General features: G+C 69.7%; 16 protein-coding genes and 2 tRNA genes. 5 read left to right on the top strand and 13 right to left on the bottom strand.

Annotated features, from left to right (window positions below):
- Positions 1-100: 100 nt before the first annotated feature.
- Positions 101-496, top strand: a complete 396-nt coding sequence (locus tag ACIOHP_RS48815) for a hypothetical protein (protein ID WP_401898158.1) — start codon at positions 101-103, stop codon at positions 494-496.
- Positions 497-577: 81 nt separating this feature from the next.
- Here the strand turns inward: ACIOHP_RS48815 and clpX are convergent, their stop codons facing one another.
- From clpX to ACIOHP_RS48790, 5 genes are all read right to left on the bottom strand, one after another.
- Positions 578-1,867: an ATP-dependent Clp protease ATP-binding subunit ClpX gene (gene clpX / locus ACIOHP_RS48810; RefSeq protein ID WP_307030666.1), complete on the bottom strand. Its 1,290-nt coding sequence runs from the start codon at positions 1,865-1,867 to the stop codon at positions 578-580.
- Between the two features lie 178 nt (positions 1,868-2,045).
- On the bottom strand, positions 2,046-2,726 hold the full coding sequence (locus tag ACIOHP_RS48805) for an ATP-dependent Clp protease proteolytic subunit (RefSeq protein ID WP_361540809.1): 681 nt from the start codon (positions 2,724-2,726) through the stop codon (positions 2,046-2,048).
- A 51-nt stretch (positions 2,727-2,777) separates the two neighbouring features.
- Positions 2,778-3,383, bottom strand: a complete 606-nt coding sequence (locus ACIOHP_RS48800) for an ATP-dependent Clp protease proteolytic subunit (protein WP_327722488.1) — start codon at positions 3,381-3,383, stop codon at positions 2,778-2,780.
- A gap of 363 nt (positions 3,384-3,746) precedes the next feature.
- Positions 3,747-5,147: a trigger factor gene (gene tig, locus ACIOHP_RS48795; RefSeq protein WP_361540812.1), complete on the bottom strand. Its 1,401-nt coding sequence runs from the start codon at positions 5,145-5,147 to the stop codon at positions 3,747-3,749.
- Between the two features lie 192 nt (positions 5,148-5,339).
- Positions 5,340-5,416 (bottom strand) — tRNA-Pro (locus tag ACIOHP_RS48790).
- Positions 5,417-5,546: 130 nt separating this feature from the next.
- Between ACIOHP_RS48790 and ACIOHP_RS48785 the strand changes: the two genes are divergently transcribed.
- A tRNA-Gly gene (locus ACIOHP_RS48785) sits at positions 5,547-5,617 on the top strand.
- 53 nt (positions 5,618-5,670) lie between these two features.
- Here the strand turns inward: ACIOHP_RS48785 and ACIOHP_RS48780 are convergent.
- A complete protein-coding gene (locus ACIOHP_RS48780; RefSeq protein ID WP_401898155.1) occupies positions 5,671-7,833 on the bottom strand; it encodes a PQQ-binding-like beta-propeller repeat protein in 2,163 nt (720 codons plus the stop codon).
- Positions 7,834-7,908: 75 nt separating this feature from the next.
- Positions 7,909-8,103: a hypothetical protein gene (locus ACIOHP_RS48775; protein WP_030044846.1), complete on the bottom strand. Its 195-nt coding sequence runs from the start codon at positions 8,101-8,103 to the stop codon at positions 7,909-7,911.
- A gap of 583 nt (positions 8,104-8,686) precedes the next feature.
- Between ACIOHP_RS48775 and ACIOHP_RS48770 the strand changes: the two genes are divergently transcribed.
- Entirely contained in the window at positions 8,687-9,799 is a 1,113-nt protein-coding gene (locus ACIOHP_RS48770; RefSeq protein ID WP_401898153.1) for an acyltransferase family protein, read from the top strand.
- A gap of 17 nt (positions 9,800-9,816) precedes the next feature.
- Here ACIOHP_RS48770 and ACIOHP_RS48765 read toward each other — a convergent pair whose 3' ends face one another.
- The 4 genes from ACIOHP_RS48765 to ACIOHP_RS48750 all read right to left on the bottom strand — a co-directional run bounded on the left by ACIOHP_RS48765 (position 9,817) and on the right by ACIOHP_RS48750 (position 14,755).
- Entirely contained in the window at positions 9,817-10,272 is a 456-nt protein-coding gene (locus ACIOHP_RS48765; RefSeq protein ID WP_401898151.1) for an HD domain-containing protein, read from the bottom strand.
- Positions 10,269-12,698, bottom strand: coding sequence for an ABC transporter permease (locus tag ACIOHP_RS48760; protein ID WP_401898148.1), 2,430 nt, complete (start codon positions 12,696-12,698; stop codon positions 10,269-10,271). Before ACIOHP_RS48760 ends, ACIOHP_RS48765 begins: the two co-directional genes overlap by 4 nt.
- The gene (locus ACIOHP_RS48755) at positions 12,698-13,450 is read right to left on the bottom strand and encodes an ABC transporter ATP-binding protein (protein ID WP_361478356.1); all 753 of its coding nucleotides are present in this window, start codon (positions 13,448-13,450) and stop codon (positions 12,698-12,700) included. Before ACIOHP_RS48755 ends, ACIOHP_RS48760 begins: the two co-directional genes overlap by 1 nt.
- 123 nt (positions 13,451-13,573) lie before the next feature.
- A complete protein-coding gene (locus ACIOHP_RS48750) occupies positions 13,574-14,755 on the bottom strand; it encodes a PP2C family protein-serine/threonine phosphatase (RefSeq protein WP_361540827.1) in 1,182 nt (393 codons plus the stop codon).
- 162 nt (positions 14,756-14,917) lie between these two features.
- Between ACIOHP_RS48750 and ACIOHP_RS48745 the strand changes: the two genes are divergently transcribed.
- Positions 14,918-16,159: a GNAT family N-acetyltransferase gene (locus ACIOHP_RS48745; RefSeq protein ID WP_401898146.1), complete on the top strand. Its 1,242-nt coding sequence runs from the start codon at positions 14,918-14,920 to the stop codon at positions 16,157-16,159.
- A 7-nt stretch (positions 16,160-16,166) separates the two neighbouring features.
- Here the strand turns inward: ACIOHP_RS48745 and ACIOHP_RS48740 are convergent, their stop codons facing one another.
- On the bottom strand, positions 16,167-16,976 hold the full coding sequence (locus ACIOHP_RS48740; RefSeq protein WP_361540833.1) for a DNA-formamidopyrimidine glycosylase family protein: 810 nt from the start codon (positions 16,974-16,976) through the stop codon (positions 16,167-16,169).
- Between the two features lie 531 nt (positions 16,977-17,507).
- Entirely contained in the window at positions 17,508-17,993 is a 486-nt protein-coding gene (locus ACIOHP_RS48735) for a ribose-5-phosphate isomerase (protein WP_307030645.1), read from the bottom strand.
- A 205-nt stretch (positions 17,994-18,198) separates the two neighbouring features.
- On the opposite strand from ACIOHP_RS48735, the gene ACIOHP_RS48730 reads away from it, so the two are divergent.
- On the top strand, positions 18,199-19,665 hold the full coding sequence (locus ACIOHP_RS48730; protein WP_361540839.1) for an amino acid permease: 1,467 nt from the start codon (positions 18,199-18,201) through the stop codon (positions 19,663-19,665).
- Positions 19,666-19,696 lie beyond the last annotated feature (31 nt).

Raw genomic sequence — 19,696 nt, 5'->3', positions numbered from 1 at the left:
GTCAACCTGCTGACGTCTCTCCGAGTCTGAGCAGGAAGGCGCCATGCGCAGAAAACTGACCCTAGGTCTTGTCACGGGTCTCGCAGCTCTCGCTGTCCCGATGGCGGCCACCCCAGCGGCGGCCGCCGAGTACTCCAACTCGTGCAACGTTGTGCGAGCGACGTCGGGCGGCGGTCTCGCAAATGTCGCCTACGCCCACGTCGACGCCGACTGGAGCACCAGGTACAAGATGGATCCTGTGGTGCTGCTGGCCCGCGACAACGAGGCGGACGGCCATCATGTGGCCGTCCGGCTGGTCACCTGGCAGGCCGACGGGGAAGTCAAGTACTGGACCTGGCGTCACTACTACGGAGGCAACGGGGGCCAGGACTACTGGACCACGAGCGCCAGCGACAGCCAGGGCATCAAGTACGCGGCAGTCCAAGGCGGGTTGTTCGAGGGCGACAGTCTGCTGCAGTCGTGCTTCAGCTCGAAAACGGCGAATCCTGTCTGGTAGATCCGCGACAACTCGCCCTCGGCAGTAGAAAAAGAGGGGCGGCCCGGTGGATGCCACCGGGCCGCCCCTCTCGCGTCTGAGCTACGCCGTCTTCGCCTCTCCCGGTCCCCGTCCGTTGCGTGCGTCGCGCGGGATGAGGGTCGGGTTGACGTTGGAGTGGACGACATCCGCCGTGATGACGACGCGGGCCACGTCCTTGCGGGACGGGATCTCGTACATGACGCCCTGGAGGACTTCCTCCATGATGGCGCGCAGGCCTCGCGCGCCGGTCTGGCGGAGGATCGCCTGGTCGGCGATGGCTTCCAGCGCCTCGCGCTCGAAGTCCAGCTCCACACCGTCGAGTTCGAAGAGGCGCTGGTACTGCTTGACCAGGGCGTTGCGGGGCTCGACCAGGATCTGGAGCAGGGCCTCGCGGTCCAGGTTGTGGACCGAGGTGATCACCGGAAGGCGGCCGATGAACTCGGGGATCATGCCGAACTTGACCAGGTCCTCGGGCATGACGTCCTCGAACTGGTCCTTGGCCTCCAGCTCGCGCTTCGAGCGGATCGTCGCGCCGAAGCCGATGCCCTTGGCGCCGGCACGGGACTCGATGAGCTTCTCCAGGCCCGCGAAGGCACCGCCCACGATGAACAGGACGTTCGTCGTGTCGATCTGGATGAACTCCTGGTGCGGGTGCTTGCGGCCGCCCTGGGGCGGGACCGAGGCCGTCGTGCCCTCGAGGATCTTGAGCAGCGCCTGCTGGACGCCCTCGCCGCTCACGTCCCGGGTGATCGAGGGGTTTTCACTCTTCCTCGCGACCTTGTCGATCTCATCGATGTAGATGATCCCGGTCTCGGCCTTCTTGACGTCGTAGTCCGCCGCCTGAATGAGCTTCAGGAGGATGTTCTCGACGTCCTCGCCGACGTACCCCGCCTCCGTGAGCGCCGTGGCGTCGGCGATCGCGAACGGGACGTTCAGCATGCGGGCGAGGGTCTGGGCCAGCAGCGTCTTGCCGGAGCCCGTCGGGCCCAGCAGGAGGATGTTGGACTTCGCCAACTCGATCGCGTCGTCACGGCCGCTGCCGCCGCCGTTCTCGCCGGCCTGGACGCGCTTGTAGTGGTTGTATACCGCCACGGAGAGCGCCTTCTTGGCCTGCTCCTGGCCCACCACATAGCCCTCGAGGAACTCGTAGATCTCACGAGGCTTGGGGAGTTCCTCCCAGCGCACCTCGCTCGTCTCCGCGAGCTCTTCCTCGATGATCTCGTTGCAGAGATCGATGCACTCGTCGCAGATGTACACACCAGGCCCTGCGATGAGCTTCTTGACCTGCTTCTGGCTCTTGCCGCAGAACGAGCACTTGAGCAGATCGCCGCCGTCACCGATGCGTGCCACGGTGTGCTTCCCCTTCGCCTGGGAGACGCCTAGGTCCAGCGGCTCCTGGTGCTGCCTTATTCCGACGGTACCTTGCCGGGCCCCCCGTTCGGGCCCCCCTTGGCGCGGTTCACTTTGACGTGCAGCGTGTCAAAGCACACGAACCGGACCAAGGGGCGGCAGACAATACAGCCTCCGACTAGCGGACGGCTGCGTTGTTCATCTTCCGAGTGGAGATGATCTGGTCGATCAGACCGTAGGAGAGTGCCTCCTCGGCCGTCAGGATCTTGTCGCGCTCGATGTCCTCGCGGATCTTCTCGATCGGCGTGGTCGAGTGCTTGGCCAGCATCTCCTCCAGCTGCGCGCGCATCCGGAGGATTTCGTTGGCGGCGATCTCCAGGTCGGAGACCTGACCGCGACCGGTCTCGCTGTAGGGCTGGTGGATCAGCACACGGGCGTTCGGCAGCGCCATGCGCTTGCCCGGCGTACCGGCGGCCAGCAGGATGGCCGCGGCGGAGGCCGCCTGACCCATGCAGACCGTCTGGACGTCCGGCTTCACGAACTGCATCGTGTCGTAGATCGCCGTCAGCGCGGTGAAGGAGCCGCCGGGGCTGTTGATGTAGACCGAGATGTCACGGTCCGGGTCCATCGACTCCAGGCACAGCAGCTGCGCCATGACGTCGTTGGCGGAGGCGTCGTCGATCTGGACGCCGAGGAAGATCACGCGCTCCTCGAACAGCTTCGCGTACGGGTCGTACTCACGGACGCCCTGCGAGGTGCGCTCGACGAAGCGCGGGATGACGTAGCGGGACTCCGCGGAGGGGCCCGTGTACTCGGCGCGCGTGCGGTCGTACAGGCCGCTGCCGGGGTAGTCGTTCACTTTCTGTCTCCTAGAGGCTGAGGCGGTCGGCTGGGGGCTTGCAAAGGGGCCTCAGGCCCCGGTGCCGCCGCCGCCCGGCATGTTGGCGGCCGTGGTGATGACCTCGTCGATGAGGCCGTACTCCTTGGCCTCCTCGGCGTCGAACCAGCGGTCGCGGTCGGAGGCGCGGGTGATCTCCTCGAACGACTGACCGGTGTGCTGGGAGGTCAGCTCCGCCATGCGCTTCTTGGTGTGCAGCAGCCGCTCGGCGTGGATCTTGATGTCCGAGGCCGAGCCGGCGAGGCCGGCGGACGGCTGGTGGATCAGGATCTCGGCGTTCGGCAGCGCGAAGCGCTTGCCGGGGGTGCCGGCGCTGAGCAGGAACTGGCCCATGGAGGCGGCGAGGCCCATGGCGATCGTCACCACGTCGTTCTTGATGTACTGCATGGTGTCGTAGATCGCCATGCCGGCCGTGATCGAACCGCCCGGGCTGTTGATGTAGAGGTAGATGTCCTTGTCCGGGTCCGCGGCAAGGAGCAGCAGCTGTGCGGTGATCTTGTTCGCGATGTCGTCGTCGACCGGCTGGCCGAGGAAGATGATCCGCTCGCCAAGCAGCCGGTTGTAGACCTGGTCGCCGAGGCCACCACCGATGGAAGGCTCGCCGGCGGCGGAGGGCATCAGATTCGTCACGTATCCACCTGCTCGTCTTACGACGGCGCCGGGCCGTCTTCACGTGTTCCCTGCGTGTTCCCTGCGGGGCTGGAGCCGCTCGGGACTCCACTCCCCTCGTATTCATGGACCCTAACGCGCTGGTCCCTTCAGGGAATCCCGCAAAGGGGGCTGTTCGCCGGGGGCGTAGCGCGGGGTCCCTCCGGCGGGTGGGCCGCCGCCTGCTCGCCGTGGCTGTGCCGCGCGTGGGCGGCCGCGGGTCGTACGGGGCTTGTCGTGCGGTTCCCCGCACCCCCGGGGTAGGAAAACGGGCCCCGGGTCATGAGTGACCCGGAGCCCGCCCTACAGCCTGCTCGGCGCCGTGGGCGTCGATCAGCCCTCGGTCTTCTCCGCGTCGGCGTCCGTGGCGTCCGCCTCCGTGGCCTCGGCGGCGACGTCGGCGGCCGTCTCGACCTCGTCCTCGTCGTCCAGGTCGATGACCTCGCCGTTGGTGTCCTTCACCGTGGCGGCCTCGACCACGACGGCCAGGGCCTTGCCGCGGGCGACCTCGCCGACCAGGAGCGGAACCTGGCCGCCCTCGACGACCGCCTGGGCGAACTGGTCGGGGGACATGCCCGAGGAAGCGGCGCGACGCATGAGGTGCTCGGTGAGCTCCTCCTGGTTGACGTTCAGCTTCTCGCGCTTGACCAGCTCGTCGAGGACGAACTGGGTCTTGATGCCCTTGACCGCGGCGTCCTTGGTCTCGGTCTCGAACTCCTCGACCGTCTTGCCCTGGATCTCGAGGTACTTCTCGAGGTCGAGGCCCATCTGGCCGAGCTGGTGGTGCTCGAGGTTGTGCTTACGGGTGTTGACCTCGTCCTCGAGCAGCTTCTCGGGGACGGGGACCTCGACCAGCTCGAGCAGCTTCTCCAGGACGCGCTCCTGGGCCTGCGTGGCCTGGTCGTACTGCTTCATGTTCTCGAGGCGCTTGCGGCTGTCGGCCCTGAGCTCCTCGAGGGTGTCGAACTCGGAGGCGAGCTGCGCGAACTCGTCGTCCAGCTCGGGCAGTTCGCGGGCGGCGACCTGGGTGACCTTGACGGTGACCTCGGACTCCTTGCCGGCCGCGGAGCCGCCCTTGAGCTCGGAGGTGAAGGTGGCCTCGCCACCGGCCTCCAGGCCCTTCACGGCGTCGTCGATGCCCTCGAGGAGCTCGCCGGAGCCGATGGTGTAGGAGACACCGCTGGCGATGCCGTCCTCGAGCACCTCTCCGTCGACCTTGGCCTCCAGGTCGATCGTGACGACGTCCCCGTCCTCGGCGGCGCGCTCGACCGGGGAGGTGGAGGCGAAGCGCTCACGGAGCTGCTCCACCGACTTCTCGATGTCCTCGTCGCTCACCTCGACGGCGTCGACCTCGACCTCGATGGAGGAGAAGTCCTCGGGGAGCTCCAGGGACGGGCGGATGTCGACCTCGGCGGTGAAGTTCAGCGTGTCGCCGTCCTTCAGCTCGGTGATGTCGACCTCGGGCTGGCCCAGGACATCCAGCTCCGCCTCGTTGACCGCTTCGGTGTAGAACTTCGGAAGCGCGTCGTTGACGGCCTCCTCCAGCACTGCACCACGACCGAACCGCTGGTCGATGACACGGGCCGGGATCTTGCCCTTACGGAAGCCCTTCACCGTGACCTGCTGGTTGATCTTCTTGTACGCCGCGTCGAGGCTGTCCTTGAGCTCCTCGAAGGGCACCTCGACAGTGAGCCGAACCCGAGTCGGGTTCAGGGTCTCCACGGCGCTCTTCACGGTTCGGTCTCCTTGTGGCTGACTTCTTGGATTCTGCCGGGGCCAGAACGGCTCCGGCGGATTAGCCGCCCTGAGGACCATCAGACGAGAGACACACGGGCGCGCAGCTTGCATAGTAACCGCAGCGGCTACACGTCCCAAAAGGCGATCAAGCCAGGTGATCGCGAAGATGGCCGCCAATGGCCGGTCACATGGTCGGGGTGGCGGGATTTGAACCCACGGCCTTCCGCTCCCAAAGCGGACGCGCTACCAAGCTGCGCCACACCCCGTCTGGTGCGACACGTAGGGTACATGCCCGCAGGCAGTGGGGCCGCCGCATTTACGGGGTGTGCGGCGAGGGGTCTCGACCCGCTACGATGCCTTCTGTGCCGCGGTCATCTGACCTGCGGCGCGTCCTGTGCGGGCGTAGCTCAATGGTAGAGCCCTAGTCTTCCAAACTAGCTACGCGGGTTCGATTCCCGTCGCCCGCTCTGTACGGCAAAGGGCCCGGTTCCTGCGAACCGGGCCCTTTCGTGTGTCCCGGTCAGAGGGTGCGTACGTCGACGGTGTAGGCCGAGCGGATGCCGTACGCGACGTAGAGGGCGTCGCCGACGAGGACCGGTGGGGCGACCATGTCGGGGAAGTCGACGGTGCCGCTGTCGTCGCGGCCCCCGAGGGTGGCTTCGACGTCGCCGGTGGCCAGGTCGAGGACGGCCAGGCGGCCGCTGATGGACGAGAGGTAGAGGCGGGTGGCCGAGGCGGTGGGCGGGCCTGCCTGCTCCACTCCGGAGTCGCTCGCCCAGAGCTGTCTCCCGCTCTGCGGGTCGACCGCGCGGACACCGCCGCTGGTGAGCGTGAAGTAGAGCCTGCCGCGCAGCAGGGTGGGGGTCGAGCCCTCCGGCTGGGCCTCGGACAGCCGTACGGTCGTCAGGACGTGGGACGCGGTGTTGACCAGGGTCAGCGTGCGGTGCTCTCCGGTCGTGCCGAGCACGATCAGGCGTCCGTCGGCCTGTCCGACGATGTCCTTGTCCCCCGCGAGCTCGATCGTCCAGCGGGCCCGGCCGGTGGCCGGGTCGAGCTGCGCGATGCTCGTGTCGCCGGCGGCGCCGTCGTCGTTCCACTTCTGGCAGACCAGGTACCCCTGCCGGGCCGCGCTGCGCAGCAGGCAGATCTGTTCGTTCGGCTGGGGGATCTTCCGCTTCCAGCGGACCGTGCCGTCGTCGGCGTCGAGCAGGGCGAACTGCTCCCCCCGCTTGCCGTAGGTGGTGATCACGCCTTCGGGTACGGCGACGGAGGCGCCCTGGTCGCGAGAGGGCTCCGAGGCCTCCTCGCCGTCGCCGGTGACCGTCTTCCAGATCACCTTGCCGGTCCCGGCGTCCAGGGACTGGATCGTGTAGCGGGTCGCGGTGGACCCGTCGTCGGTGCTGACGGCCCGGTCGTCGGCGCCGTAGGCGTACACACGGCCGTCGCGGGTGCCGATGATCGTGCCCCCGCCGGAGCTGCTGCTGCTGCCGATGTCGTCCGCTGTCGCGTCGATGGGCAGGCTCCAGGTGTTGCGGCCGTCCGCCAGGTCGAAGCGGGTGGCGAGGATCTCGTCGCCCGCGCACACCAGGGATGTGCCGCCGACGGCGACGCAGCGGTTGAAGGAGCCGCCGGCGCCTATCGGGTCCTTGTCGACGCTCGGCTCCTTCGCCTGCTCGCGCCATTCCACCCAGCCGGCCGGCAGGTTGCCCGGTGCCGGGTCGTCACCGGTGAGGGCGACGGTCGTGGTGGCCGCCGCCGCGAGGGCCAGGGCGCCTGCCGCGGCGGCCAGCCAGAGGCGTTTGCGGCGGGGGCGGCGGGGCTTGCCCATGTCGGTCACGGTCGGGGTGCCGTCCGCGGGGCCGGGGGCCGGCCAGTCGCCGTTCTTCAGCAGCCGCAGCAACTCGTCCGCCGTGGGGCGGGACTTGGGCTCCTTCTCCAGGCAGAGGCGGATGAAGGGGAGCAACTCGGCCGGGACGTCGTCGAGTTCGGGGTCGCCCTCGACCACGCGGATCGCCGTCTCGTAGGGGCTCGGGCTGTCGAAGGGGCCGCGGCCCGACGCGGCGAACGCGACCACCGCGCCCAGCGAGAAGATGTCGGCCGCCGGGCCCACGTCCTGGGGAGCGGAGAACTGTTCCGGGGACATGAAGGGCGGGGTGCCCATCACGCGGCCGGTCTGGGTGAGGACGTCGGAGGCGGCGAACTCGGTGGCGCGGGAGATGCCGAAGTCGATGACGCGGGGGCCGTCGTCGGCGAGCATCACATTGGCCGGTTTCAGGTCGCGGTGGACCACACCCGCACGGTGGATGTCGCGGATCGCCTCCGCCAGGCCCGCGGCGAGTTCACGGAGCCGGGCAGGCGGCAGTGGGCCGTGGTCGCGTATGTGCCTGCCGAGGTCCGCACCCGGTATGTAGAGCGTGGCCATCCAGGGGCGCGGCGCGTCGGCGTCCGCGTCCACGACAGGAGCCGTGAAGGCGCCGCTGACCTGACGGGCGGCGGCCACCTCACGGCGGAACCGGGCGCGGAACTCGTCGTCGTCCGCGTACTGACCGTGCACCACTTTGACCGCGAGTCGGCGGCCGGAGGCGGAGCGGGCGAGGTAGACCACGCCCATTCCACCGCTGCCCAGACGGTCCTCGATGCGGTAACCGCCCGCCTCCGCCGGGTCCGAGTCGCGCAGCACCATCCCCGTACGTCCCCCTGTAGCCCTCTCCGGCCCCCGTGACCGGACGGATCAGCCTAGCTTCACGGGTCAACGGGGTCAGAACTGGATCGAGTTGATGGTCTCCGCTATCGAGTTGAGGAAACGCTGGATGTCGTCGGCCATGCCCGTCGAGGCGAGGAAGAAGCCGAACAGCACGGCCACGACGGCAGGTCCGGCCTTGAGCGATCCGCCACGGATCAACACCACCAAGATGATCGCCAACAGCAGCACCACTGACAGCGAAATGGCCACAACTGATCACACCCTCGGTCGGTCCGCTCTCCCGGCCCGGGGGTGCCAGCCCCGCGCACCCCCGCCAGAACCATCGTGCCACCAACCAGGCCGCTCTATGCGGCGGGTGATGCATCGTTGACCACACCTGTGCCTGAACTGTGGGGCGCCGTCCGGCCGCCCGACCGGACTCCCGTACCCCGCACAACAATTCGAGCGTGCATCCGCACAGGGAATTCGACGGGATCGTTTCCCTCTCCACACATCCTGTTCGCAGGTAATTCGAATAATCGCCGCCCCCACAGGAAGCGGACATTCCGCCGGAGTCGCCTGCTGGTCTTATGCCCTATTTAGTCGGGATGAATCACACCAAGTTGGCGCTTGCTGTGACCACAATCCTTACCCACCAGGTGTGTTGGCCGTCACGTTCACCGGACGTCAACTGCTCGATTTTCTGGGCACCCGAAGCGAATAACCAGGAATGACCTGGCGGGTTTTACGAAATCCCACAGACAACGCTAGGGTGCCTCAGATGTTCCACGCTGCCTCGTCCCCCGCACGCGGCAGAGCGCCGCTCCCCCCTGCCCAGCCGTCGGCATCAGGAGTGCCGAGTCCGCGCTCGCCCCTCAAACAGCAGAACGAACAGCCGGCCAAGCCCGCCGGCAAGCAGCGCGACGCCTTCTTCGACAACGCCAAGTACCTGGCGATCGTGCTGGTGGCCGTCGGTCACGCCTGGGAACCGCTCAAGGGCGACAGCCGCATCCTGGAAGCCGCGTACACCGTCGTGTACTCGTTCCACATGCCGGCGTTCATCATCATCTCCGGCTTCTTCTCGCGCAGCTTCGACATGCGCCCGGACCGGCTGCGGCGGCTGATCACCGGCGTCGCGGTGCCCTACATCCTCTTCGAGACCTCCTACGTCCTGTTCGAGCGCATGGCGGGCGACGACCCCGGCAAGGACATCAGCCTGCTCGACCCCTGGTATCTGACCTGGTTCCTGTGCGCGCTGTTCGTCTGGCGGATGATCACCCCCATCCTGAAGGCGGTCCGCTGGCCGCTCCCCTTCGCGCTCGGCCTCGCGATGCTGGCGTCCGTCGCGCCGTCGATCGGTGACGACCTGGACCTGCAACGGATCCTGCAGTTCCTGCCGTACTTCGTGCTGGGCCTGTGCATGAAGCCCGAGCACTTCCACCGGGTGCGCACCCGCACGGTGCGGATCGTGGCGGTGCCCGTGTTCGCGGCCGCGCTCGCCGTCGGCTGGTGGGCGGTGCCGCGCATGAACACCGCGTGGTTCTACCACCGGGACTCCGCGCAGGAGCTGGGCGCCCCGTGGTGGGCCGGGCCCGTCATGGTGCTCGCGATGTTCGGCTGCTCGCTGCTGCTGACCGCCTGCTTCTTCGCCTGGGTGCCGCGCCGGAACATGTGGTTCACGGCCCTCGGCGCGGGCACGCTGTACGGCTACCTCCTGCACGGCTTCCTGGTGAAGGCCGGCGACTACCAGGGCTGGTTCGACCACCCCTGGCTGCACCGCCCGCTCGGCGAGATCGCCGTGAGCGTCCTCGCGGCCGCCGTCGTCACCGTGCTGTGCACGAAGCCCGTACAGCGGGTCTTCCGGTTCGCGATGGAGCCGAAGATGGCGTGGGCCTTCAAGGAGGACCCCGCCGAACTGGCCCGGGAACGCCAGAAGCAGGAGCGCCGCGAGAAGGTTCTCGCCTAGCCGCTACGGCCCCTGCCTCACCTCAGACCGAGAAGTGCGCGCATCCGCGCGTACTTCTCGGTCAGTCGTTCACGGGTCTCCTCGTCGAGGACCGCGAGGCGCTCCGGATCGGCGTTGTGCGCCAGGTCCGACTCCTTCACCAGCAGCGCGCCGGGAGTGGCGAGGATCCGCCCCGCGTACGCCTCGGGCGGCTCCCCCGCCCGCTTGGTGACCGCGAGCACGATGTCCTTCGTACGACGGCTCAGCGCGGCCTCCTCCAGCCAGTGCGCGGAGAGCGCGTCGTCCTCGACCGCGTCGTGCAGCCAGGCGGCCGCGATCTGCTCGGCGTCGCCGCCCCGCGCCCGCACCCCCTCGGCCACCGCCCGGAGATGTTCGGCGTAGGGCCGGCCCGCCTTGTCGGTCTGGCCCTCGTGGGCGGTGCGGGCGAGGGCTTCGACCTCGGTCAGGGTCAGGGTGCGCGGTGCGTCGGTCACGGCTCCAGTGTCTCCCCGCGCAGCGCAGCGCGGGCCGGAAGTCCGGCCGCGGTCAGGCCCAGGGCGACGATCGCCGCGACGAGTGAGCCGTACACCAGGGGAGGGATGTACGGGCCCTGCCCCGTCAGTCCGTTCATCATCGGGACGAGTGTGGCGAGCGCGATGGCCGTGCCGAGGACGATGCCCGCGAGGGCGACCAGGAGGGCCTCCCAGCGGATCATGCTGAGCACCTGGCGGCGGGTGGAGCCGATGAGGCGCAGGGTGCCGAGTTCGCGGCGGCGGTCGAGGACCGTCATCACCAGGGTGTTGCCGGCGGCGACGGCCGCGAAGCCGCCGAGGACGGCCGCCATGACGTTGTTCGCCCAGGCGTTGAGCTTGCGGTCCACGGACTGGGCGGTGGTGTAGTCGGCGCGGGCCAGGACCGTGCCGAACTCCTTCAGACCGGCTGCCGTACCGCCCCTGGTCCACAGTTCCGCGTCGAAGGCGGAGGTGACGTGACCGGCGAGGTCGGTGCGGGCCATCGTCACCTGCGACAGTCCCATGCCCCGGCCGTACGTCGCCACGATCCGCGGCGCGGCCTTCGTGCCGTCGGGCAGCCGGATCGGGAGGCGGTCGCCGACCTCGGCGTCCGCGTTGGCGGCCAGGGAGGCGTCCACGGCGATCTCGCTGGGTTCCAGGGAGAGCCGGCCGTCCTTGACGTCCAGATCCTGTACGGCCGCCAGATCGCGTGCGGAGCCCGTGACGCCCTGTGCGGTGGCCTCCTCCAGCACACCGCCGGAGGCCGGGACGAGCACGGCGGTCCTCAACAGGCCGACGGCGGAGGTGACTTCGGGAGCGCGTTCGGCCCGTCGTACGGCGTCGGGGGCCAGGCCCGCGCCCTCGGCGGTGACGATGTGGTCGGCCGTGATCCCGTCGCGCTGCTGCTCGGCGGTGACATGGTCCTCGCTGGTGTGCAGGAAGAGCAGCACCGAGGAGAACGCCATCGCGAGCACGATCGGGGTGATCGCCGAGGCCAGCCGGCGGGCGTTCGTACGGGAGTTGGCGGCGGCGAGCACGGCGGAGGCGGAGGCGCCCCGCAGTGGGAGGCCGAACAGGGCCGCGCAGGCGCGGGCGATCAGCGGTCCGAGCAGGGCCACCGCCAGCATGAACAGCATGACGATGCCGAGCGCGGCGTTGGCCGCGTCCTCGCCGGTCGTCGAGGCGGCCAGGCCGGCGCAGACACAGCCACCGGCCGCCGCGGCGACACCGAGCGGGGTGCGGATCCAGCCGAAGCGCAGACGCTCCACGGACGCCTCGCTGAGCGCCTGGCCCGGCTTGATGCGGGAACTGCGGTGGGCCGCCATGTATCCGGCGAGCAGGGCGGCGAGGAGCACGGCGCCGACCGCGGAGACCAACGGGATCCAGGAGACGGACAGTTCGACGGCCCGGGGCACCCCTCCCCTGTCCCGCAGCTGGCCCAGCCACCAGGCGGCCAGGGCGACTCCGGGCACACAGCCGGCCACGCCCGCGAGCGGGGCGACCAGGAGGGCCTCCGTGGCGATGGTGCGGCGGATCTGGCGCGGGCTGGTGCCGATGGCACGCAACAGGGCGAACTGCCGGGCGCGTTGGCCGACGGCGAGGGCGACGGTGCCGGCCGCGGTGAACATGGCGACCATCGTGGCGGTGCCGCCGAAGGAGGCGCCGAGGGCGATGAGGATCTCCTTCCCCTCGGCGAGGCCGGGGTCCTGCACAGCGCCCCGGCCGGCACCGGTGTGGATCTTGGCCTTGCCGCCGAGGACATGGGCCACCTGGGCGGCAAGGACGTCGGTGGGGACGCCCGGCTTCGGGAGCACGGCGATGGCGTCTATCCGGCCCGGGTGTCCTGAAAGGCGTACGGCTTCCGTGTCCGCGAACCAGGCCTGCGCGGAGTCCGTGGTGCCGGAGACACGGTAGGTGCGGGTTCCGGCGGGGGTGGTCAGGGTGACCCGGTCGCCTATGTCGGCCTGGTTCAGGACGACTTCGCCGGGGGCCGGGGCGCGGCCCGCCTTCAGGTGTTCGCCGGTGAAGGCGGTGGAGGACCAGTTGTGGGCGGTGAGGGCGGTGCCCCGGGGCCCGGTCACCGGGAAGGTGACGTCCGCCACGGCGGTGCGGGCGCCGGGCGCCTCGGCCGCCTTCGCGACCAGGGCGGCGTCGAGGCGGGCGCGGTCCGGGACCGGTTCGCTGTCGGCGCTGTCGCCCTCGCCGTAGTGGGCCCGCTGGTCGGCGGCGGCCACCACCGGGGCGTTCGCGTAGCGGCCGGGCGGGACCTCGGCCCGGATGCCCGTCTCCAGCAGGATGCCGCAGGCCGACACGATCAGCGCGGCCATCGCGAGGGCGACGAACGTGCCGACGAACGCGGAGGGCCGGAAGCGGACGGCGGCGCGGGCGAGGCCGTTGGGGGTGAACATCAGGCTGCCGCTCCCTCGTAGGGCCTGGTGAGGGACGTCATGCGGGCGGCGATCCGGTCGGCGGTGCCGCGCTCCAAGTGGTCGACGAGCTCGCCGTCGGCCAGGAACAGGACGCGGTCGGCCCAGGCGGCCGCGGCGGGGTCGTGGGTGACCATCACGACAGTCGCGCCCTGGTCGTCGACCGCGCGGCGCAGGAGGCCGAGGATCTCGGCGGCCGTGGTGGTGTCCAGGGCGCCCGTCGGTTCGTCCGCGAAGACGACGTCGGGGCGGGTGACCAGGGCCCGGGCGATGGCGACGCGCTGCTGCTGGCCGCCGGAGAGGTGGCCGGGGCGGCGGCGGGCCTTGTCGGTCAGGCCGACCTGGGCGAGGACGTCCGCGGTGCGGCGGCGGTCGGGGCGGTGGCCGGCGAGACGCGTCGGGAGGGCCACGTTCTGCTCGACCGTGAGGGACGGGAGCAGGTTGAAGGCCTGGAAGACGAAGCCGAGGCGGGTGCGGCGCAGTGCGGTGAGCTTGTTCTCCTTCATACCGGTGATCTCCGTGCCGCCGAGGCGGACGGTCCCGGAGGTGGGGCGGTCGAGGCCGGCCGCGCACTGGAGGAAGGTGGACTTGCCGGAGCCGGAGGGGCCCATGACCGCGGTGAAGGTGCGGGGCGGGAGGGTCAGGTCGATGCCGCGCAGGGCGTGGACGGCGGTCCGGCCCCGGCCGTAGCGGCGGTGCACTCCGTGGAGCTCTACGGCCCAGTCGGCTGACATGGGTGTCCTTCCGTTCGTTCGAGGGGTGGTGTCTCGAACGTACGGATTCGGGGGGTACGGCGACCATGTGGGCGGCTGGCGGATCGAGGCGGGGGTAAACCCCACCGCGGGAGGGGGATGCCCTCAGAGGTTCGCCGCCTGGGCCGTCGGGCCCTCTCGGCAGATCAACAGGAGTGCCCTGTCGTCGTTGACGTCCTTCGCCACCGCTTCGATCAGATGCCAGGCCGCGCCGTGGAACCCGCCGGCCACATAGCGGTCGGCCTCGCCGGTGAGGCGGTCGATGCCCTCGACGATGTCGCGTTCGGAGGTCTCGACGAGGCCGTCGGTGAAGAGCATCAGGACGTCGCCGGGGCGGAGCGAGCCCTTGACCGGATCGAACTGGGCGCCGTCGTAGACACCGAGGAGGGGGCCCTCGGCCGCCTTCTCCTCCCAGCGGCCGCTGCCCGCGCTCAGTTGGAGGCCCGGGGGGTGGCCGGCGGAGTAGAGCTCGTAGTCACCGGAGTCCAGGTCCAGGACCAGGTGGATCGAGGTCGCGAAGCCCTCGTCCCAGTCCTGGCGCAGCAGGTAGCCGTTCGCCGCGGGGAGGAACGCGTGCGGCGGCAGACTGCCCAGGAGGCCGCCGAAGGCGCCGGAGAGGAGCAGGGCGCGGCTGCCCGCGTCCATGCCCTTGCCCGACACGTCCGTCAGGACGACCTCCATCGTGCGGCCGCCGTTGGTGCGGGCCGCGACCACGAAGTCGCCCGAGAAGGACTGGCCGCCCGCCGGGCGCAGGGCCATCTCGCGGTGCCAGCCCTGCGGCAGCGTCGGGAGCTTGCTCTGGACCCGGATGCGTTCGCGGAGGTCGAAGAGCATGGTGCCGCCGCGTCGCCAGGGCACCCCGACCCGGCTGCGGAACTGGGCGATCAGCAGACCGAAGAACCCGCAGGCCGCCACCACGAGCACGATGCCCGGGGTCACCCGGGACGGGCCCTCCGTGTACGGGCCCAGCTGCACGGACTCCACGATCAGTGCCGTCGCCGCCGCCGCGTACAGGCCGAGCAGGCTCGCCGGGCGCAGCAGCAGGCCGCCCGCGACGATCGGGAGGACCAGCGCGGCCGGGGAGACCCAGACCGAGTTGGCGAGTGTCGTGGCCGCGATCAGCGGGATCGTGATGAGCAGACCGGCCAGGGCGACCCAGTCCGAACCGTCCCCGCGGAAGTAGTCCACAGCGCTTCTGCGCAGGCCGACGCGGGCCCGGTGCCACTGCATCTTCAACCGGGCCGTGAACGTCTCGGCTTCCGCGCGCCGCTCTCGTCCTGCTGCCATTAGTTCGGGACCCTATCCATCGGACCAGCCGCTTGGCACGCGAGGTCCCACTTGTCCCCCGTCCGAGGTTCAACTTCACAGTGAACTTCACAGGAAGCCGTCGCGCCGCCGTGATGGAGAAATTCCCTGGCTCGTCCCGCAATGCCCTGGTAGGCATGGTCCATGGCTTCTGACTTGGCGACCGAACTGCGGGTGCTGCGGCGGCAGGACTGGGACGAGTGGTACGACAACCTGATCCGCGCCTTCGGCGGGGTCCCGGAGTCGGCCGAGGAACGCGAGCTGTGGGACACCCTCACCGAGACCGACCGTTCCATCGGCGTGTGGGACGGTGACGCGTGTGTCGGTACGGCGGGTGCGTTCAGCTTCCGGCTGACCGTGCCCGGCGGCGCCTCGGTACGGGCCGCCGGCGTCACCATGGTCAGTGTGGCCGCGACCCATCGCCGCCGTGGTGTCCTCACGGCGATGATGCGGCGACAGCTGGACGACGTACGGGAGTGGGGGTGGCCGCTGGCCGTGCTGACCGCCTCCGAGCCCGCCATCTACGGGCGGTTCGGGTACGGCGTCGGTACGTATGCGGTGACCGGGGAGATCGACACCAAGCAGGTGCGGCTGTCCGTCCCGCCGGGGACGGACGACGTACGCCTGCGGTACGCCAAGCCCGCCGAGTCGCTGGGCGCGTGCGAGGCGGTGTACGCGCGCGTGGTGCCGTCGCGGCCGGGGATGGTGGCGCGCACGCCCGGCTGGGAGCGGCTGATGCTGCTGGACCCGGAGAACGAGCGCGAGGGTGCGTCGCCGTTGCAGTGCGTGGTCGCGGAGCGGGACGGGGAGGTCGTGGGGTACGCGCGCTTCCAGGTCAAGCCGGACTGGGAGCCGACCGGGCCGCAGGGCAAGGTGCTGGTCCGTGATGTCGAGGCGCCCGACCCCGCGGTGTACGCGGCGCTGTGGCGGTTCCTTTTCGACGTCGACCTGACCTCGAAGCTGGTGACCCGGGGGCGGCCGGTGGACGACGCGTGGCAGTACCTCGTGTCCGACATCCGGCGGTGTTCGCTGCGGGTGCGGGACTCGTTGCACGTGCGGCTGGTGGATGTGGGGGCCGCGCTCGAGGCGCGAACCTATCAGGCGCCGGTGGACGTGGTGTTCGAGGTCGCGGACGACTTCTGCCCGTGGAACGCGGGGCGTTGGCGGCTGAGCGGGGACGCGAAGGGGGCGTCCTGCGAGCGGACCACCGACCCGGCGGATCTGGCTCTGTCCGTACGGGAGTTGGGGGCGGCGTATCTCGGTGGGGTGAGCCTGGCCTCGCTGGGGGCCGCCGGGCGGGTGCGGGAGCTTCGGCGCGGGGCCCTGGGGGAGGCCGCGGTCGGGTTCGGCTCCGCCGTGGCGCCGTGGCTGCCGCACGGGTTCTAGGCCGGGTTCAGGCTTTCTGGCAGGTCGGGCACCAGAAGAGGTTGCGGGCGGCGAGATCGGCGGTGCGGATCTCGCCGCCACAGATGTGGCAGGGCAGGTTGGCCCTGCGGTAGACGTACACCTCGCCGCCGTGGTCGTCGACACGGGGCGGGCGGCCCATCGCCTCGGGGGTGTGTTCGGGGCGGACGGTGTCGATGCGGTTGTGCTTCACGCCCTCGCGCATGAGGTCCACGAGGTCGTGCCAGATCGCGTCCCATTCCGGTGGGGTGAGCGTGTTTCCGGTGCGGTACGGGTCGATCCGGTGCCGGAAGAGGACCTCGGCGCGGTAGACGTTGCCTACGCCGGCGATGACCTTCTGGTCCATCAGCAGGGCGGCGATCGTCGTACGGCTGCGGGAGATCCGGCGGTACGCGGTCTCGGGGGTGGCGTCGTCGCGGAGCGGGTCGGGGCCGAGGCGGTCGTGTATCGACTGCTTCTCGGTGGGGGTGATCAGGGCGCAGGTCGTGGGGCCGCGGAGGTCCACGTACGACGTGGGGTTCGCGAGGCGGAGGCGGACCGTGTCGGTGGGTGGGGGTGCGGGGGTCGGGCCGAAGGTGACCTTGCCGAAGAGGCCGAGGTGGATGTGGATCCAGTCGGTGCCCCGGAAGCCGAGGAAGAGGTGTTTGCCGTGGGCCTCGGTGTGGGTGAGTTCCGCGCCGTCGAGGAGGTCCGCGGCGTCGGTGAACTTGCCCTGGGGGCTGGTGACCTGGGTTTTTCTGCCGCGGAATGCTGCGGCGTAGTCCTTGGCCAGGCGGTGGATCGTGTGCCCCTCAGGCACGGTGGCTCCTCTTCGTCCGGGGGGCGTTTCTCGCCCCCGCCGCCCCTACCCGTCCCATCCTCCAGGGGCCCCGCCCCTTCGACCCCGGCCCCCGGGGGCTCCGCCCCCAGACCCCCGTCGGCCCCTAAGGGCCTCGTCCTCAAACGCCGGACGAGCTGAAAGACACGAGAGGCAGGAGCCCTCGTCCTCAGGCGCCGGATGAACTGAAAGACACGCGTGGGGGGATCGGGATGGCAGGCCCCCGTCCTCAGGCGCCGGACAGGCTGAGAGACCTGGGCCGGCGTCTAGAGGCGTAGGCACCCGCGGGTGGGTGGGGGATCGGGATGGCAGGTCCCCGTCCTCAGGTGCCGGACAGGCTGAGAGACCTGGGGCGGCGTATAGAGGCGTAGGCACCCGCGGGTGGGTGGGGGATCGGGATGGCGGGTCCCCGTCCTCGGGCGTCGGACGGGCTGGGATACCCGGGCGGCGGCTGGAGGTGTGGCCACCCGCGGGAGGTGTGGTGGCTTGTGCGGGTGGTTGGGGTGTCCTCGGCTACTGCTGGGGGTGGTGGGGCGGGATCGGAGGGAGGTCGCCGGTCGTCTCGTAGGTCGCCAGCATGTCGATGCGGCGGATGTGGCGGGCGTCCTCGGAGAACGGGGTGGCGAGGAAGGTCTCCACAAACTTCGTGGCCTCGTCCTGGGTGTGCATGCGTGCGCCCACCGCCACGACGTTGGCGTTGTTGTGCTGGCGGCCCAGCGACGCGGTCTCCTCGCTCCAGGCCAGCGCCGCGCGGACGCCCTTGACCTTGTTCGCGGCGATCTGCTCGCCGTTGCCGGAGCCGCCGATCACGATGCCGAGGGAGTCCGGGTCAGCCGCCGTGCGCTCCGCGGCGCGGAGGCAGAACGGGGGGTAGTCGTCCTGGGCGTCGTAGATGTGGGGACCGCAGTCCACCGGGTCGTGACCGGCCGCCTTGAGCCAGTCGACGAGGTGGTTCTTGAGTTCGAAGCCCGCATGGTCGGAGCCGAGATACACGCGCATGGGATGAGTGTGACACGACTGTTTCGGGGCAGCAGCCCTGGGTGTCGTCCAGGAAAAATGCGCCCCTGACCATTGAAGCTCATGAAAACCTCAAGTAACGATCCGGAATCAAAGGTTCACGAATTCCTTTGCCTCCGATTCACTGGACCGATCCGTACGCCGCTCGTACGGGACACTGCTCGCCCGGCGCAAAGGAATTCCCCGCATGACTTCGCAGCCGACCCCGGCCAAGGCCACCGGAGACCCCGGTAACGGCCTTCAGGCCGGGCTCAAGAACCGTCACCTGTCGATGATCGCCATCGGGGGTGTGATCGGTGCCGGCCTCTTCGTCGGATCCAGCTCCGGTATCGCCACCGCAGGACCCGGCATCCTCCTGTCGTACGCACTCGTCGGCACGCTCGTGGTGCTGGTGATGCGGATGCTCGGTGAGATGTCCGCCGCCAACCCGACCTCCGGGTCGTTCTCGGCGCACGCCGACCGCGCGCTCGGGCGCTGGGCCGGGTTCTCCATCGGCTGGCTGTACTGGTTCTTCTGGGTCGTGGTGCTGGCCGTCGAGGCCACCGCCGGTGCCGTGATCCTGGAGGGCTGGATACCGGCCGTGCCCCAGTGGGCCTGGGCCCTCATCGTGATGATCGTGCTGACCGCGACCAACCTGGTCTCCGTCGGGTCCTACGGCGAGTTCGAGTTCTGGTTCGCCGGTATCAAGGTCGTCGCGATCGCCGCGTTCATCGTCATCGGCGGGCTCGCCGTCTTCGGGGTGCTGCCCGGCGTCGACAGCGACAAGGCCGGCCTCGGCAACCTCACCGACCACGGCGGCTTCCTCCCCCACGGCGCCGGCGCGATCCTGACCGGTGTGCTGCTCGTCGTCTTCTCCTTCATGGGCAGCGAGATCGCCACCCTGGCCGCCGGCGAGTCCGAGAACCCCCAGCAGGCCGTCACCAAGGCCACCAACAGCATCATCTGGCGGGTCGGCGTCTTCTACCTCGGTTCGATCTTCGTCGTGGTCTCCCTCCTGCCCTGGAACGACCCGTCCATCAAGAAGGACGGCTCCTACGTCGCCGCCCTGGACTCCCTGGGCATCGCGCACGCCGGTCAGATCATGAACTTCATCGTGCTGACCTCGGTGCTGTCCTGTCTCAACTCCGGCCTCTACACGGCCTCCCGCATGGCGTTCTCGCTCGGCCAGCGGGGCGACGCGCCGAAGGGGTTCGCCCGGACCAACAGCCGGGGCGTGCCGATGACGGCGATTCTCGCCTCGGTCGTGTTCGGCTTCGTCGCCGTCTTCTTCAACTACCTGTCCCCGAAGACGGTCTTCCTCTTCCTCGTCAACTCCTCCGGCGCGGTCGCCCTGTTCGTCTGGCTGGTGATCTGCTTCTCGCAGCTGCGGATGCGGAAGATCATCCAGGCCGAGGAGCCGGAGAAGCTGGTCGTGAAGATGTGGCTGTACCCGTATCTCACTTGGGCGACGGCCGGGCTGATCGTGTTCGTGCTCGGTTACATGCTGACCGACACCGAGGGTGCGAGCAGCGGTCGTACGACCGTGCTTCTCTCGCTGCTCGTCGCGGCGTTCGTGCTCGCCATCGCCTTCGTGAAGGAGAAGGTCGGGGCCGGACGGGCCGCCGCGGTCTCCCCCGAGGTGCACGACGAGGTCGACGAGGTCAAGGTCGGCTGACGCGGCAGGCTTGAGGATCATGAGAAAAGGG

Source organism: Streptomyces sp. NPDC087859 (genome assembly GCF_044742595.1).
GTDB lineage: Bacteria > Actinomycetota > Actinomycetes > Streptomycetales > Streptomycetaceae > Streptomyces > Streptomyces canus_F.
This window is presented reverse-complemented; position numbering and strand designations above follow the sequence as displayed.

Coding starts and splice junctions, on each gene's coding strand:
- ACIOHP_RS48745 (WP_401898146.1), top strand. CDS start 14,918: ATGGCTTCTGACTTGGCGACCGAACTGCGGGTGCTGCGGCGGCAGGAC.
- ACIOHP_RS48780 (WP_401898155.1), bottom strand. CDS start 7,833: ATGGTGCTGCGCGACTCGGACCCGGCGGAGGCGGGCGGTTACCGCATC.
- ACIOHP_RS48760 (WP_401898148.1), bottom strand. CDS start 12,698: ATGTTCACCCCCAACGGCCTCGCCCGCGCCGCCGTCCGCTTCCGGCCC.
- ACIOHP_RS48750 (WP_361540827.1), bottom strand. CDS start 14,755: ATGGCAGCAGGACGAGAGCGGCGCGCGGAAGCCGAGACGTTCACGGCC.
- ACIOHP_RS48755 (WP_361478356.1), bottom strand. CDS start 13,450: ATGTCAGCCGACTGGGCCGTAGAGCTCCACGGAGTGCACCGCCGCTAC.
- ACIOHP_RS48735 (WP_307030645.1), bottom strand. CDS start 17,993: ATGCGCGTGTATCTCGGCTCCGACCATGCGGGCTTCGAACTCAAGAAC.
- ACIOHP_RS48815 (WP_401898158.1), top strand. CDS start 101: ATGGCGGCCACCCCAGCGGCGGCCGCCGAGTACTCCAACTCGTGCAAC.
- ACIOHP_RS48730 (WP_361540839.1), top strand. CDS start 18,199: ATGACTTCGCAGCCGACCCCGGCCAAGGCCACCGGAGACCCCGGTAAC.
- ACIOHP_RS48800 (WP_327722488.1), bottom strand. CDS start 3,383: ATGCCCTCCGCCGCCGGCGAGCCTTCCATCGGTGGTGGCCTCGGCGAC.